A 13,861-nucleotide genomic window follows, 5' to 3' on the forward strand; every position below is an offset into this window, starting at 1 on the left:
CGGGCCAACCGTGGGCACCGCCAGCACCGCCAGCACCGTGGGCACCGGCACCCTGGGCACCGGCCGCGCCGTGGGCACCGCCCCCGCCCACCGGCTGGCCCACGCCCACCGCCGAGCCGCCGACCGCAGGCTGGACGCAGCCGACCGGAATGCCGCCAGTCGGCTGGCCCATACCCGCAGGGTGGTCACCGCCGCCCGCAGGATGGTCGCCGCCGCCCGCGGGGTGGCCGCCGCCGCCCGGCTATCCGCCGCCGTACGCGTATCCCGGCCATCCGCAGCCCGGCGGCGGCCCGTCCACGCACAGCGGCCGTGCCGTCGGGATCGTCATCGCCGTGTTCCTGGCGCTGGTCCTGACCGTCTGCGGCTGCCTCTGCGCGGGCAGCCTGCTGCTCGACGGGAGCGGCTCGGAGCCGTTCGCCGAGGAACCCTGGGGCACTCCCGACGTCGACGGCTGGGCCGAGCCGACCGCCGGGCCGCTCATCCCCGAGGGACCGGACGCCCAACCGACAACCACAGCGCCCACCCCGAGCAAACGGCCGGTCACTCGACCGACGTCCGGGCCGGCCCCCGTGACGGTGGTCTACGAGGTCACCGGCTCGGGTACGGCAGACATCGCGTACTACGACGCCGAAAGCGATCTCATGCACGTCGACAACGCGAAGTTGCCCTGGCGGACCACCATCCGGACCAATGGCAGGAGCCGGGTGATGGTGGAGGCCACCTGGCCGGACATCGACTACCACGGGCCGATCGACTGCGCGGTCACCGTCACCGGTGCTGGCAAACCCGTCGTCGACAAGGTGCGGGGGTACTGGCGGACCACCTGCTCGGTCGGTTGAGGCCGAGCGCGGCCGGTCCCGCTTGATCGACATCACATCGTGGAAATCGCGCTGTCGCGGTGCGGGTGACACCCCGCTTCCGGCGATGTCGAGTCGATCATGGGCCCGCGGTGGGCTGGGTTCGACCCGGGTGTGGTCGTAGGCTGGCGCACGTGACGACGAGCACCGATGTCGACCCGCTGGTGGCCCGGATGCGGCCGTTCGGCACGACGATCTTCGCCGAGATGTCCGCCCTCGCCGTACGCACCGGCGCGGTCAACCTCGGGCAGGGCTTCCCCGACACCGACGGCCCGCCGGAGATGCTGGCCGCCGCGGCCGAGGCGCTGCGCAACGGGCAGAACCAGTACCCGCCCGGCCCGGGGATCCCCGCCCTGCGCGCGGCCGTCGCGGCCCATCAGCGGCGGTTCCACGACCTGGCGTACGACCCGGACGACGAGATCGTCATCACGGCGGGCGCGACCGAGGCGGTGGCGGCGAGCATCCTCGCGCTCTGCGAACCGGGCGACGAGGTGGTGTGCTTCGAGCCGTACTACGACTCGTACGCCGCCTCGATCGCGCTGGCCGGCGCGGTCCGCAGGCCGGTGACGTTGCGTCCCGCTGCCGACGGCCGGTACGCCTTCGACCCGGCGGCGCTGCGTGCGGCGTTCGGCCCGCGCACCCGGCTGGTGCTGCTGAACTCCCCGCACAATCCGACCGGGAAGGTCTTCACCCCGGCCGAGTTGGCGCAGGTCGCCGAGTTGTGCCAGGAGTTCGGCGCGTACGCGGTCACCGACGAGGTGTACGAGCATCTGGTCTTCACCGACGCGGCGAGCCCGCACGTGCCACTGGCGGCCCTGCCGGGGATGCGGGAGCGGACGCTGCGCATCTCGTCGGCCGGCAAGACGTTCGCCTGCACGGGGTGGAAGGTCGGCTGGGCGAGCGGCCCGGCGGCGTTGGTCTCGGCGGTGCTCCGGGTGAAGCAGTTCCTCACCTACGTCAACGCCGCGCCGCTGCAACCGGCGGTGGCCGTGGCGCTGGCCCTGCCGGACGACTACTACACCGGCTTCCGGGACGGCCTCCAACAGCGGCGTGACCAGCTCGTCGGTGGCCTCACCGACGCCGGGTTCGAGGTACTTGACTCGGAGGGGACGTACTTCGTCACCGCCGACATCACCGCCCTCGGCGGCCGGGACGGGGTGGAGTTCTGCCGGTCGTTGCCGGAGCGCTGCGGTGTGGTGGCGGTGCCCACCCAGGTCTTCTACGACGACATCGACGCGGGTCGGCGGCTGGTCCGGTTCGCCTTCTGCAAACGCCCCAAGGTGCTGACCGAGGCGGTCACCCGGCTGCGCGCCCTGGCTCCGGCACGCTGACCCGGCACGGGCGCTGTGGAGCTGAACTGATGTCGTAAACAGTTCAGCTCCACAAAACCCGTCGTGACCGCCCGCCACCAGTGACGCGGCCCGCCAGGCCGTGTCTCCAAAAGGTGCACAGCCATTGCACGCCCGGCTCATGCGTGGTCAGAGGACGGCGACGGCCTCGGTGGCTGCTGCCTCGTCTCTGACGACGGGGACCGTGTTCTTCGGGCCACGGAGGACGATGTAGAGGAAGAGTGCCCCCATAACGGCGACGCCTGCCCACATGGCCTGCTGCCAGCCGTCGACGAAGGACTGCTGGGCGGCGTGAAGCAGGTCCTGCGCGTGGGTGCCCGTGCCGCCCGCCGCCGCAACGGCGTTGGCGATGCCCTCCCGGGCGGTGTCCGCGGCCCCCTGGGGGATGCCGTGGAGCCTGTCGTCGATGGTGCTGCGATAGCCGGCGGACACGAGCGCTCCGAGCAGGGCGACGCCGAGCGCGGTGCCGAACTCGCGGGTGACGTCGTTGAGCGCGGAGGCAACGCCCTGCTTCTCCCGCGACAGGGAGCCGGTGATGGCCTCGGTGGATGGGGTCATCGACAGGCCCATGCCGAGGCCCATGGCGAGCAGGCCGGGCAGGATGGACAGGTATCCGCCGTCGACGGAAACGAACAGGGCCATGAGCGCCAAGGCGACGCCGGCCAGCGCAATGCCGGTGGCCATCGTCGAGCGGGCGCCGATTCGTGCGGTGAGCCTGGGGGCCAGGCCGGAGGCAATCATCATCATGACGGCCATCGGCATCAGCGCGGCCGTGGACAGCAGGCCCGACCAGCCGAGCACGGCCTGGAAGAACGGGAAGAGGACCACCCCGATGCCCGCCTGGACACCGAAGACCACCAGCAGCGTGACCGAGCCGCCGGCCAGGCCGCGCTCACGGAACAGCCGCACGTCCAGCAGCGAGGCGTCGCGGCGGCGCAGCTCCCAGGCCACGAAGCCGACGGTGGCGATGAGGCCGACGGCGAGGCTGGTCGGGGTGGCGGGGGCGGTCCAGCCGCGGTCAGGGCCTTCCTGCAGAACGAAGATGAGGCCGGCCACGGCGACGGTGGAGAACAGCGCGCCGACGGTGTCGAAGCGATGGGCCGACTTCTCGCGGGAGTTGGGGACCGACTTCAGCGTCATGACCAGGGCCACAAGGACCAGGGCCACCGGCAGCGCGAACAGCCACCGCCAATCGGCGACGTCGACGAGCAGGGCGGAGAGGAACATGCCCAGGATGCCGCCACCCCCGGCGACGCCGGTCCACACGCCGATCGCCTTGCCACGCTGGTCCTCGGGGAAGGTGGAGGTGATGACGGCCAGGGTGATCGGCATGATCATTGCTGCGCCGATACCGCTGGCCACACGCGCGGCGAGCATGACCTCCGTCGTCGGGGCCAGGCCCGCCACGACGTGCGCGGCACCGAAGACACCGAGCCCGGCGATCAGCATGGACTTACGGCCCAGGCGGTCACCGATCGCACCGAGCGGCAACAGGAGCGCGGCCAGGGCGAGGGTGTAGATGTTGATGATCCACAGAATCGTGCTCTGCGAGGCGCCGAACTCCACGGCCATGTGGGTCTGCGCGACGTTCAGCCCGGACACCGACGCGATGACCGCCATGAGCGCGACGGAAACGGCGATGAGGATGGTGCGCAACTGCCGTGCATCAGGCACACCTGCGCCGCCGTCTTCAGCGGCTGGTGCGAGCTGGTTCGTACTCATGGTTGCCTCTCAAAGAAGGACATGCTGAATGAGCGCCGGAGCAGGGGCCCGGTCGCTGAGTGCGGTCGGGCGGTGGCCAGGGCCGCGGTGATATCAGGGTGTGGAGGACCGCCCCTGGGCTGCGGTGAGGGCCGCGTCGGTGTCCGCGGTGGCCAGTAGGGCGTTGATGTGGGAGCCGGCCAGGGCGCCTGCCGCTGCGGAGGCGCCGACCTGGGCGCTCAGGTCGGTGGCGTTGCCGGCCACCCACACACCCGGCACCTCAGTGGTGCCGGCCATGCCGGAGGCGAAGCGTCGGCCCATGTTGTCGGGCAGGTCCTCCGTCGGGAGCTTGAGACCCTCCAGGCCCTCGGTGCGGGCCTGCATCTGCGTGGCGACCGCGAGCACACGGCGGGCCACGACCTGGCCGTCGGTCAGGCGCACCCCGGCGAGGGTGCCGTCCTCATTTTTGGTGACTTACCGGACCGGGGTGTCGACGATGCGGATGTCGCGGGCGGCGAAGCGCGCGCGGGTGTTTTCATCGAGGTCAGTGCCGTGGGTGAAGTAGGTCAGGTCCTCGGTCAGTTGGCGGAAGAGAAGTGCGTGGTGGACCGAGGCGGGACCGGTGGCGAGGATGCCGATGGGCTCATCGCGCACCTCCCAGCCATGGCAGTACGGGCAATGCACCACGCCGTGTCCCCAGTGCTCGGCGAGCCCGGGAAGCTCGGGCAGAACATCCCGCAGACCGGTTGCCACCAGCACGCGGCGCGCGGTTACGCTCCGGCCGTCGGCCAGGGTGACGGTAAAGCGCAGATCCCCGTCAGCCGCCGGGGCGGCGGGCTCGGTCGAGGCCACGTCGCCGAGGACGATACGGCCGCCGTACTGGCGCACCTGGTCCCGGCCTCGCCGATAGATCTCGGAGGGCGGGGTGCCATCCAGAACGATGAAGCCGTGCATGGCCTCGGCCGGTGCGTTGCGCGGAGTGCCGCTGTCGATCACGAGGACCGAGCGGCGGGAGCGGGCGAGCATCAGCGCACCGTTCAGCCCGGCGGCGCCGCCGCCGATCACCACCGTGTCGACAGTCCCGTTAGGCAGTGCGTCACTCGCGTACGAAGAAGTTGTCACAGCCATGTCCTCCTAATCCTTGGCCTGTGCGTGGTCCCAGACGGTGCGGACCATCTACACCGACGCTAACCCCACCTTGCATCAAGGGCATACCATGTTGCCTATGACGCAAGAAGATGGCGAGCTGGACAGCCTCGTACGCAAACGCCTCCGCGCCCTGCGGGTGGCACAGGGCTGGTCCCTGGAGGAACTGGCCACCCGCGCCCACCTCAGCCAGTCCTCATTGAGCCGCATCGAGAACGGCCAGCGCCGCCTCGCACTGGATCAGCTGGTCACTCTCGCCCGCGCCCTGGACACAACGCTGGATCAGCTCGTGGAGACCGCCACTGACGACGTCGTCACCAGCCCGATGATCGAGGGCACCCACGGCGGGTTGCGCTGGCTCGTGAAGGGCGACCCCGGCATGAGCGTGGTGCGCCAGCGCATGACCGAACCACCGCCCGAGAACCTGGCGCGCATGCGTGCCCATTCGGGGCGCGAATGGCTAGTCGTCCTGTCCGGCACCGCGATCCTCTTGCTCGGCCACCGCCGCTTTCGCCTCGAGACCAACCAGGCCGCCGAGTTCCCCACGATGATGCCGCACGCGATCGGCACTGCGGGTGGACCCTGCGACATCCTGGGCATCTTCGACCGCGACGCCCGCCGCAGCCACCAGCGCGACGACAGCGGCGACGTGCAGGGCGGTCTCGAATGATGACACGGGACGCGCCACGCTCCCGACATGGTCACCTCTTGCGCGTCAGGCAGCAGAACTGACGATCTTCTTGCGTAAACAGGAAGGCTACGTGCCGTATACGCATAATCATCCTAATGTGAAGGCATGACCCGCCCGCACCCGCACACCTCCCATCACGGCGCTCCGCACGGATGCCACCAGGAACACGGAACCGACGGCCAGGCGGAGATCCTCGAACTGGACGCCGAGATCCTCGCCGAGCACATAGCCTCGATCACCGCATGGCTGCCACTGGAGACAAACCCACGGCAGATTGTGGATCTGGGCTGCGGCACGGGCGCGGGCACCTTCGCCCTCCTCGACCGCTTCCCCGACTCGCACGTCACCGCCGTCGACGCGTCCGCCGAACACCTTCAGCGCCTGCGCACAAAGGCATGCGCCCGTGGCCTGGAGGAACGCGTGAGCAGGCTGCAGGCCAACCTCGATGACGTTGTCTGGCCCGATCTCGGCTCACCGGGCCTGGTGTGGGCGTCGGCATCGTTGCATCACATGGCCCACCCCGATCGCGTACTGCGCGCCGTCCACGACCTGCTCACTCCCGGCGGACTGTTCGCCGTCGTCGAACTGGCCGGCTTTCCCCGGTTCCTCCCGGAAAGCGCCCCCGAGAACCGGCCCGGCCTGGAAGAGCGTTGCCACGCCGCGACCGACCGCCTCGCTGCCGAGCACATGCCCCACCGAGGCGCCGACTGGGGCCGAATGCTGACCGCCGCCGGATTCAGAATCGAGGGCGAATACGCCATCGCCGTGAACATCGCGGGCTCCCGCAGCGAAGCGATCGGCCGCTACGCCCTCGGTGGCCTGCAGGGCATTCGCGGCGCTGCCGCTGAGATGCTCACCCCCGAGGACCTCACCGCCCTCGATCAGCTCCTCGACATCAGCAGCCCGCACAGCATCCTGCGCCGCGACGACCTGACGATGCGAACCGAGCGCACCGTCTGGGCCGCCCGCCGCGCCTGATGCCCGTCGGTCACCTCCGTTGGCGGCCGATGCAGCATCGAGCGGTATACCTCAGAGTCATATTCATACCTCTGAGGTATACCGCTCAACAGCACGTCGACATGGCGGGCCAGCCACAGCGCACGCTGAGCCGTAGACCCCAGAGTTTGGACTTACTCGTCTAGGACGTGGCAGGGCTGGCGGTGCGGACCAGCTCGGCGATCCGCTCGGCGACCTCACGGGCGGTCGCCTCGGTGGCCGCCTCGACCATCACCCGGACGAGCGGCTCGGTGCCCGACGGGCGCAGCAGCACCCGGCCGGTCTCCCCCAGCTCCGCCTCGGCCCGTTCGACCTCGGCGCGCACCGCTGGCGCGGCCGCGCCGACGGTCCGGTCGCCGACCGGCACGTTGATCAGCACCTGGGGCAGCTTGGTGACCACCGAGGCCAGCTCGGCGAGGGTCTGGCCGGTGGCCGCCATCCGGGCCATCAGGTGCAGGCCGGTGAGCACACCGTCGCCGGTGGTGGCGTGCGCGGGCATGACGATGTGGCCGCTCTGCTCACCACCGAGCGCCAGGCCGGACGCGCGCAGCTCCTCCAGCACGTACCGGTCGCCGACCTTGGTCTCGATCAGGCGGATGCCCTGCGCGGACATCGCGAGCCGCAGCCCGAGGTTGCTCATCACGGTGGCGACCAGGGTGTCCTGGGTGAGCGTGCCGGCGTCCCGCATGGCAAGCGCGAGGATCGCCATCACCTGGTCGCCGTCCACCTCGTCGCCGTCGGCGGTGACCGCCAGGCAGCGGTCGGCGTCGCCGTCGTGGGCGATGCCCAGGTGGGCGCCGTGCTCGACCACTGCGGCGCGCAGCGCCTCGATGTGGTTGGAGCCGCAGTCGTCGTTGATGTTCAGCCCGTCGGGCTCCGCGTGGATGGCGATGACCTCCGCGCCGGCCTCCCGGTAGGCGACGGGGGCGACCTCGGCGGCGGCGCCGTTGGCGCAGTCGACCACGACCTTGATCCCGTCGAGCCGGTGCGCAACGGTGCCGACCAGGTGCTGGACGTAGTGGTCCGCGCCGTCGAGCAGGTCGTGCACGCGGCCGACGCCGGCACCCGTCGGCCGGTCCCAGGCGGTGGTGGCGTTCGTCTCGACGGCCGCCTCGATCTGCATCTCAATCTCGTCGGGCAGCTTGTGACCGCCGGCGGCGAAGAGCTTGATGCCGTTGTCCGGCATCGGGTTGTGTGACGCGGAGAGCATCACACCCAGGTCGGCCTTGGCCTCGGCGGTGAGGAACGCCACCGCGGGGGTGGGCAGCACGCCGACCCGCACCACGTTGGCGCCGGCGCTGGTCAGACCGGCGACCACGGCGGCCTCCAGCATTTCGCCGCTGGCGCGGGTGTCCCGGCCGACGACGGCGAGCGGTGGATGGCTGCGGTCCGTCTCAGCGAGCGTGTGCGCGGCGGCCACCGCCAGCGCCAACGCCAACTCCGGGGTGAGATCCGCGTTTGCCCGCCCGCGTACGCCGTCCGTGCCGAACAACCGACCCATACCCGCCAACCTCCGAATGAGCACTGCCAGTGACGAGAAAGCGGAACGGCCGACCCACCCCCCCCCGTAGAGGGGGAGGCGGACCGGCCGTCCGTCAGAAGTACAACGCGCTGGGAATGATCAGCGCTTCGAGTACTGGGGAGCCTTACGGGCCTTCTTGAGGCCGTACTTCTTGCTCTCCTTGACCCGGGCGTCACGGGTGAGGAAGCCGGCCTTCTTCAGGGCCGGGCGGTCGTCCGGCTCGTTGATGATCAGCGCGCGGGCGATGCCCAGCCGGAGCGCACCGGCCTGGCCGGTGGTGCCGCCGCCACGCAGGTTGGCGATGACGTCGAACTGCTCGAGCTTCTCGGCGGTGACCAGCGGGTCCTTGATGAGCTGCTGGTGCACCTTGCTCGGGAAGTACGCCTCGAGGTCCTGGCCGTTGCAGGTGATCTTGCCGGTGCCCGGAACGATACGGACCCGGACGATGGCCTCCTTGCGGCGGCCCACGGTCTGGATCGGCCGGTCACCACGAGGCGCGCGGGCGACGGGCGCCGGCGCCTCGGTAGCCTCGGGGGCTTCCGGGGCGACCTCGGTCTCGATGATGTCGGTCATGCTGCTTCCTTCGCCCGCGCTCACTGCGCGATCTGCTTGATCTCGAACGGCACCGGCTGCTGCGCGAGGTGCGGGTGCTCGGCACCGGCGTAGACCTTCAGTTTCTTGATCAGCTGACGGCCGAGCTTGTTGTGCGGGAGCATCCCCTTCACGGCCAGCTCGATGGCCCGCTCGGGACGCTTGGTCAGCAGCTCCTCGTAGCCGATCTGCTTCAGACCACCCGGGTAACCGGAGTGGCGGTAAGCAACCTTGGTCTGGCGCTTGTTGCCGGTCAGCGCAACCTTGCCCGCGTTCACGATGACGACAAAGTCGCCCGTGTCGACGTGCGGCGCGAAAGTCGGCTTGTGCTTACCACGCAGCAACGTGGCGGCGTGGGTGGCCAGGCGGCCCAGCACGACATCAGAGGCGTCGATGACGTGCCACTGACGCTCGATCTCACCCGGCTTCGGGCTGTACGTACGCACAGGTCTACCTTGTCTCGTCGTCGGTCTGGGGTCGCGCGCCGAGGTGACCAGATCTAGCAGGCCGGACCAGCGCGCACGAACGACCAAGCGTACCTGATGGGGCACGCCTCTGGATGTCGTACAACAGCAGGCAACGATACCGGGCGCCCCGTCCGCAGGTCAAAACGGGGGTACGGTCCCGCGCGGCGACGCGCCGAGGGTGGTTCAGCTCACACGTTGGTGAGCCGACCGGCCCTCGGACGACGGTAGACGACCCAGGTGACCGCGAAGCACAACGCGTACCAGCCGATGAAGGCCAGGTAGGCGGCGTCGGCGTTGCCCGAGCTGAGGAACGACTGGCGGAACGCGACGTTCACCAGCACCCCACCGGAGGCGCCGATCGCACCCGCGATGCCGATCAACGCGCCGGTCATCCGCCGCGCCCACCGGGCGGCGGCCTCCGGATCACGCTCACCGGAGGCCACCGCGTCCGCCGCCCGGGCCCGGAAGATCGCCGGGATCATCTTGTACGTGGAGCCGTTGCCGACGCCGGAGAAGACGAAGAGGGCCATGAATCCGGCCAGGTAGAGCCCGAACGAGCGCTCCCGGGCCGCGTACAGCACGATGCTCGCGCCGGCCGCCATCGCCACGAAGTTCCAGAAGGTCACCCGGGCCCCGCCCAACCGGTCGGCGAGGTGCCCGCCCAGCGGCCGGATCAGCGAGCCGACCAGCGGGCCCAGGAAGGTCAGCCAGGCGGCGTCGACAGGGGTGGGGAACCGCTCGGCGAACTGGAGCTGGAGCACCTGACCAAAGGCGAACCCGAAGCCGATGAACGAGCCGAAGGTGCCGATGTAGAGCAGCGACATCACCCAGGTGTGCGGGTCGCGGGCCGCCTCACGCAACGCGCCCGGCTCGTTGCGCGCCCCGGGCACGGTGTCCAACCAGCGGGCCGCCGCCAGCGCGGCCAGCACGATCAGCGGCAGGTAGACCGCCGGCACCAACCGGGGGTACGCGGCACCCGCGGTGGCGAGGACCGCCAGGCCGACCAACTGCACCGCGGGTACGCCCAGGTTGCCGCCACCGGCGTTGAGCCCGAGCGCCCGACCCTTGAGCCGCTGCGGATAGAACAGGTTGATGTTCGCCATCGAGGAGGCGAAGTTGCCGCCACCTACCCCGGTGAGGCAGGCGAGCACCATCAGCGTGGAGTAGGACACCCCGGGTTCCAGCAGCACCGTCATCGGCACCGCGGGCACCAGCAACAGCAGTGCGCTGATTGTCGTCCAGCGTCGTCCGCCGAAGCGGGCCACCGCCAGCGTGTACGGCAACCGCAGCACCGCGCCCAGTGCGGCCGGCACGGCGGTGAGCAGGAACTTCCCGGCCGGATCGATGCCGTACGCGGGGCCGAGGAAGAGCACGGTGACCGACCAGAGACTCCACACCGAGAAGCCGACGTGCTCCGCGAAGATCGAGACCCAGAGGTTGCGCCGGGCGATCGGCGCACCGGTGGCCTGCCAGAAGTCCGGGTCCTCGGGGCGCCAGTCGTGCAGCGGTTGCCGGCGACCGGTGACGGCAGGCGGCTCGGCGGTGACTGCGGTGCTGGTGAGCGTGCTCACGGCGGCTCCTCCTCGTCGATGTGACGAGGGGAAACGCTAGGAAGGCCCGGTTACCTGGCAGTGCCCGTCCCGGGTCGGGCCGGAAACGGGGATCGCACCACGGCCCGGCGGCGATGGTGAGGTGGGGGTCAGAGCTGTTGGAGAATGCGCAGCGCGCGGCCGACCCTCAGCATGGTGTCGGTGTCGGCGACGTCCACGCACTCGGTGAACCACTTCTTCATGGGCGAGGAGATCCGGTCGGGCATCACCACGTACCGGCCCATCGAGACGGCGAGCGGCGAGTCCCGCAGCAGCGACTCCTCGACCACCTCGACCACGATCACGATGGGCACGTCGGTGGAGTTGTAGACGTCCGAGCTGATCACGAGGCCGAGGCGTTCCCGGGCGCCCTCGATGCGCCAGATCTCACCCCTACGCAGCACGCGGCCGTCCGTCGGAGAACAGGTCGTTGACCATGCCCACCTCGCGGGCGTCGGCGAGGGCGGCGGACTCCAGATCAAGGCTGGCGCGGCCCACGGCGGCGGCGTGCGCGGTGAAGACCTCGCGCAGCGCCTTCTCCCGGGCGGCCTGGTCCATCCACGCGGAGAGCGACAGCCCCTCGCGCTTGGCGAACCGCCGCGCTTCCTCGATCGTCTCGTCCGTGAACGAGAGAGTCACCTTGGCAGTCATGCCGAGCAGATTACCCAGCGGTGTGACCAACAGTCATCCCCGCGCTCACCGGCTCGCCCCCGGGAGGCGAAACGCACATTCCGCCGGGCTTACCCGGCCCGACCGCCGAACACCGCGAAGCGCCACTCCTTGAAGTAGCAGTCGACGTCGGCCAGCCCCGCCTCGGCGAGCCACCGGCACTGGTCCGCCACTGTCGCCGGGCGGTCGTGGCGCATCCGCTCCCGGGAAGCCGCGATCTCGTCGGGGGACGCGCCCAGCTCGGTGATCCGCGCCAGCCACACCTCGTCGTAGTGCCGGTCCAGCTCCGGGGTCGGGCCGGCGACCTGCTCGGCGTTGACGAACACTCCGCCCGGCGCCAGCGCGGCGGCTGCCCGTCGGTAGAGCGCGCGCTTGCCGGCGTCGTCCAGGTGGTGGATCGCCAACGCGCTGACCACCGCGTCGTACCGGCCCGGCGGCAGCTCGTCGGCCAGGTCGGCCTGGACCGTTCGGTGTGGCACCGACCGCGCGGCCAACTCGTCGGTGGCGCGGGCGAGCATCGCCGGCGCCCCGTCCACCAGTGTCAGCCGGACTCCGGGCACCGCTGCGGACAGCAGCAGCGAGAGCAGGCCGGTGCCGGCGCCCAGATCCAACACCTCCGGGGTACGCCCAGCGGCGAGCGCGGCGCGCAGCGGCGGCGCGGCCACCTGGACGGCGGTGCCGTAGAAGGCATCGAAGCACGGGATCAGCCGCCTACGCGCCTCGTCGTACGTGCCGGCCACCGCGTCGAACACGTCCGCCACGCTCATCGCAGCCTCCCATATTTTGAAACAATTTTCCCACAGTATAGACGCTGCGCGGTGAACGGCCCTGATGTCGTCAGCGATTCAGCTCCAAAGGCGTCCGACTCGTACTCCCATCGCGCGCAAGTCACCGCGGCTCCGCCGCGGCGGAGCCGAGACCGTCGAGAACGGTCGGTGTGGTTCATCTGGCACGCTTACGCTGCCTGGCGGGTGTTTGACCCGGACACGCGAAAGGCCCCCGGCGCTCTCCTAGGGTTCAGGAGCCGGGAGCCTTTGCATCAATGCTGGTCAGGCCGGGTCGTGTGCCTTCGCCATACCGACGAACGCCCGCCAGGCCGCTGGCCCGAAGGCTAACGCCGGCCCTGCCGGGTCCTTCGAGTCCCGCACGCCAACGATGTCAGGCAGGTTGTCCGCAACCTCGACGCAGTCGCCGCCATTACCGCTGCTGCGGGTGCTCTTACGCCACTGCGCGCCGCTCAGTTCCATGTCTTCGCCATCTCCGTAAGTAGATCGACGGATTGCCAGTGAGACAGCGCCTCGCCGCGCACGTTCTCCCACGCGGCCAGCATCGCCGCTATGTCCTCGGCGCCGGTAACGACTTGCCCCTGAAGCTGATTGTCGAGGTAGCCGGCAATTCGATGCTCGGTCCCCACCGCGATCACGAAGGGACCGTTCAGGCCAGCGTACGCGCCGACGGTTGAGGGGACTATGTGCACGCGGACGTGCGGGGCCCCGCACGCGCTGATGAGGGCCTGCACCTGCTCACGCATGGTGGCTCGTCCGCCGACTGGCCGCCGCAGCACGGCTTCGTCAACAACAGCGGTGAAATGTGGCGGGTCGTCACGGGTCAGGATGCTTTGCCGGGCGAGTCGTGAGGCCAGGTGCCGCTCGACGTCGCTGCGGGCGATGACGTCGGCTCCGGCGAGCACGGCGCGAGCGTATGCCTCGGTCTGGAGCAGGCCGGGGAGAACGGTCGACTGAAACGACCGCAGCGAGATTGCCTCGCGCTCGATCTCTTGCCATGGTCGAAACCAAACTGGCTCGCGGCGTCTTGAAGTGTCCGGCCAGATGTCCCCTATGGGCCTTCGGAGCGCGCTCGCCGCCGCCTCCCGGTGTCGAGGGTGGGGAATGTGGTCGTGGTTCAGCCAACGCGCGACCGTCTTGCGATCGACCCCAACCAGCCCTGCCAGGGACTCAATCGAGTGCCCCGTCTCGGCCAGCGCGGCGCGTAACGCATCGTTCACGACTTCCCCCATCGGATGCGCGGAATGTCTTGCGACCATATCGCTACGGGCTGTTCTTGTCCCATCACCGCCCGCAAGGTGGGATCAGGCGGCGCGGCCAGTAGGCACACCACGGAACTTGGCGGACGCGTTCGTATCGGGGCCGCTCTTGACCTGCGCAGATCTTGGACAGTTTCCGTTCGCGCGGCGGGCTCAACCGGTGGTTGCAACACCCCCTTTTGGTGGTTGTCGTTGGGGTGGTTATGGCGTCGAGGTTGAGTGCGTTGGAGCGGGAGCAG

Annotated in this window: 14 protein-coding genes and 1 pseudogene; 4 read left to right on the plus strand and 11 right to left on the minus strand. The window is 70.0% G+C overall.

The window, feature by feature from the left end; all coding sequences use genetic code 11:
* The first annotated feature begins 332 nt into the window (after nucleotides 1-332).
* Entirely contained in the window at nucleotides 333-839 is a 507-nt protein-coding gene (locus ABZU74_RS31365) for an MmpS family transport accessory protein (protein ID WP_355431531.1), read from the plus strand.
* A 152-nt stretch (nucleotides 840-991) separates the two neighbouring features.
* Nucleotides 992-2,188, plus strand: coding sequence for a pyridoxal phosphate-dependent aminotransferase (locus ABZU74_RS31370; RefSeq protein ID WP_355431534.1), 1,197 nt, complete (start codon nucleotides 992-994; stop codon nucleotides 2,186-2,188).
* Between the two features lie 147 nt (nucleotides 2,189-2,335).
* On the opposite strand, the gene ABZU74_RS31375 is transcribed toward ABZU74_RS31370, so the two are convergent.
* Together ABZU74_RS31375 and ABZU74_RS31380 are read right to left on the minus strand one after the other, a co-directional pair.
* Nucleotides 2,336-3,880, minus strand: coding sequence for an MFS transporter (locus tag ABZU74_RS31375; RefSeq protein ID WP_355431537.1), 1,545 nt, complete (start codon nucleotides 3,878-3,880; stop codon nucleotides 2,336-2,338).
* A gap of 141 nt (nucleotides 3,881-4,021) precedes the next feature.
* A pseudogene (locus ABZU74_RS31380) lies at nucleotides 4,022-5,035 on the minus strand (NAD(P)/FAD-dependent oxidoreductase).
* Nucleotides 5,036-5,132: 97 nt separating this feature from the next.
* Here ABZU74_RS31380 and ABZU74_RS31385 point away from each other — a divergent pair.
* Nucleotides 5,133-5,723, plus strand: a complete 591-nt coding sequence (locus ABZU74_RS31385) for an XRE family transcriptional regulator (RefSeq protein WP_355431540.1) — start codon at nucleotides 5,133-5,135, stop codon at nucleotides 5,721-5,723.
* Between the two features lie 126 nt (nucleotides 5,724-5,849).
* Complete coding sequence (locus ABZU74_RS31390; RefSeq protein WP_355431543.1) at nucleotides 5,850-6,722, plus strand: class I SAM-dependent methyltransferase; 873 nt, start codon at nucleotides 5,850-5,852, stop codon at nucleotides 6,720-6,722.
* A 160-nt stretch (nucleotides 6,723-6,882) separates the two neighbouring features.
* Here the strand turns inward: ABZU74_RS31390 and glmM are convergent, their stop codons facing one another.
* From glmM to ABZU74_RS31435, 9 genes are all read right to left on the minus strand, one after another.
* Nucleotides 6,883-8,241 carry a phosphoglucosamine mutase gene (gene glmM, locus ABZU74_RS31395; RefSeq protein ID WP_355431546.1) on the minus strand — a complete coding sequence of 453 codons (1,359 nt, stop codon included), beginning with the start codon at nucleotides 8,239-8,241 and terminating at the stop codon, nucleotides 6,883-6,885.
* 120 nt (nucleotides 8,242-8,361) lie between these two features.
* A complete protein-coding gene (gene rpsI, locus ABZU74_RS31400; protein WP_112626216.1) occupies nucleotides 8,362-8,835 on the minus strand; it encodes a 30S ribosomal protein S9 in 474 nt (157 codons plus the stop codon).
* Nucleotides 8,836-8,855: 20 nt separating this feature from the next.
* Nucleotides 8,856-9,299: a 50S ribosomal protein L13 gene (rplM, locus tag ABZU74_RS31405; RefSeq protein ID WP_030489638.1), complete on the minus strand. Its 444-nt coding sequence runs from the start codon at nucleotides 9,297-9,299 to the stop codon at nucleotides 8,856-8,858.
* Between the two features lie 209 nt (nucleotides 9,300-9,508).
* Nucleotides 9,509-10,891, minus strand: a complete 1,383-nt coding sequence (locus tag ABZU74_RS31410) for a nitrate/nitrite transporter (RefSeq protein ID WP_355431550.1) — start codon at nucleotides 10,889-10,891, stop codon at nucleotides 9,509-9,511.
* Between the two features lie 128 nt (nucleotides 10,892-11,019).
* Nucleotides 11,020-11,313 (minus strand): type II toxin-antitoxin system PemK/MazF family toxin, encoded by a 294-nt coding sequence (locus ABZU74_RS31415; protein WP_355431552.1) that lies wholly within the window; start codon nucleotides 11,311-11,313, stop codon nucleotides 11,020-11,022.
* Nucleotides 11,303-11,560 carry a DUF6364 family protein gene (locus tag ABZU74_RS31420; protein WP_030329990.1) on the minus strand — a complete coding sequence of 86 codons (258 nt, stop codon included), beginning with the start codon at nucleotides 11,558-11,560 and terminating at the stop codon, nucleotides 11,303-11,305. The genes ABZU74_RS31415 and ABZU74_RS31420 overlap by 11 nt, the downstream gene beginning before the upstream one ends.
* Nucleotides 11,561-11,649: 89 nt before the next feature.
* Nucleotides 11,650-12,345 (minus strand): methyltransferase domain-containing protein, encoded by a 696-nt coding sequence (locus tag ABZU74_RS31425; protein WP_355431556.1) that lies wholly within the window; start codon nucleotides 12,343-12,345, stop codon nucleotides 11,650-11,652.
* Between the two features lie 282 nt (nucleotides 12,346-12,627).
* Complete coding sequence (locus ABZU74_RS31430) at nucleotides 12,628-12,825, minus strand: DUF397 domain-containing protein (protein WP_355431559.1); 198 nt, start codon at nucleotides 12,823-12,825, stop codon at nucleotides 12,628-12,630.
* The gene (locus ABZU74_RS31435; RefSeq protein ID WP_355431562.1) at nucleotides 12,816-13,583 is read right to left on the minus strand and encodes a helix-turn-helix transcriptional regulator; all 768 of its coding nucleotides are present in this window, start codon (nucleotides 13,581-13,583) and stop codon (nucleotides 12,816-12,818) included. The genes ABZU74_RS31430 and ABZU74_RS31435 overlap by 10 nt, the downstream gene beginning before the upstream one ends.
* Nucleotides 13,584-13,861 lie beyond the last annotated feature (278 nt).

It is taken from the genome of Micromonospora sp. NPDC005171 (genome assembly GCF_040608575.1).
Lineage (GTDB): Bacteria > Actinomycetota > Actinomycetes > Mycobacteriales > Micromonosporaceae > Micromonospora.

What these genes read in the sequence shown, in the direction of transcription:
- ABZU74_RS31430 (WP_355431559.1), bottom strand. Translation starts at nt 12,825, where the DNA reads ATGGAACTGAGCGGCGCGCAGTGGCGTAAGAGCACCCGCAGCAGCGGT.
- ABZU74_RS31420 (WP_030329990.1), bottom strand. Translation starts at nt 11,560, where the DNA reads ATGACTGCCAAGGTGACTCTCTCGTTCACGGACGAGACGATCGAGGAA.
- rpsI (WP_112626216.1), bottom strand. Translation starts at nt 8,835, where the DNA reads ATGACCGACATCATCGAGACCGAGGTCGCCCCGGAAGCCCCCGAGGCT.
- glmM (WP_355431546.1), bottom strand. Translation starts at nt 8,241, where the DNA reads ATGGGTCGGTTGTTCGGCACGGACGGCGTACGCGGGCGGGCAAACGCG.
- ABZU74_RS31425 (WP_355431556.1), bottom strand. Translation starts at nt 12,345, where the DNA reads ATGAGCGTGGCGGACGTGTTCGACGCGGTGGCCGGCACGTACGACGAG.
- ABZU74_RS31390 (WP_355431543.1), top strand. Translation starts at nt 5,850, where the DNA reads ATGACCCGCCCGCACCCGCACACCTCCCATCACGGCGCTCCGCACGGA.
- ABZU74_RS31385 (WP_355431540.1), top strand. Translation starts at nt 5,133, where the DNA reads ATGACGCAAGAAGATGGCGAGCTGGACAGCCTCGTACGCAAACGCCTC.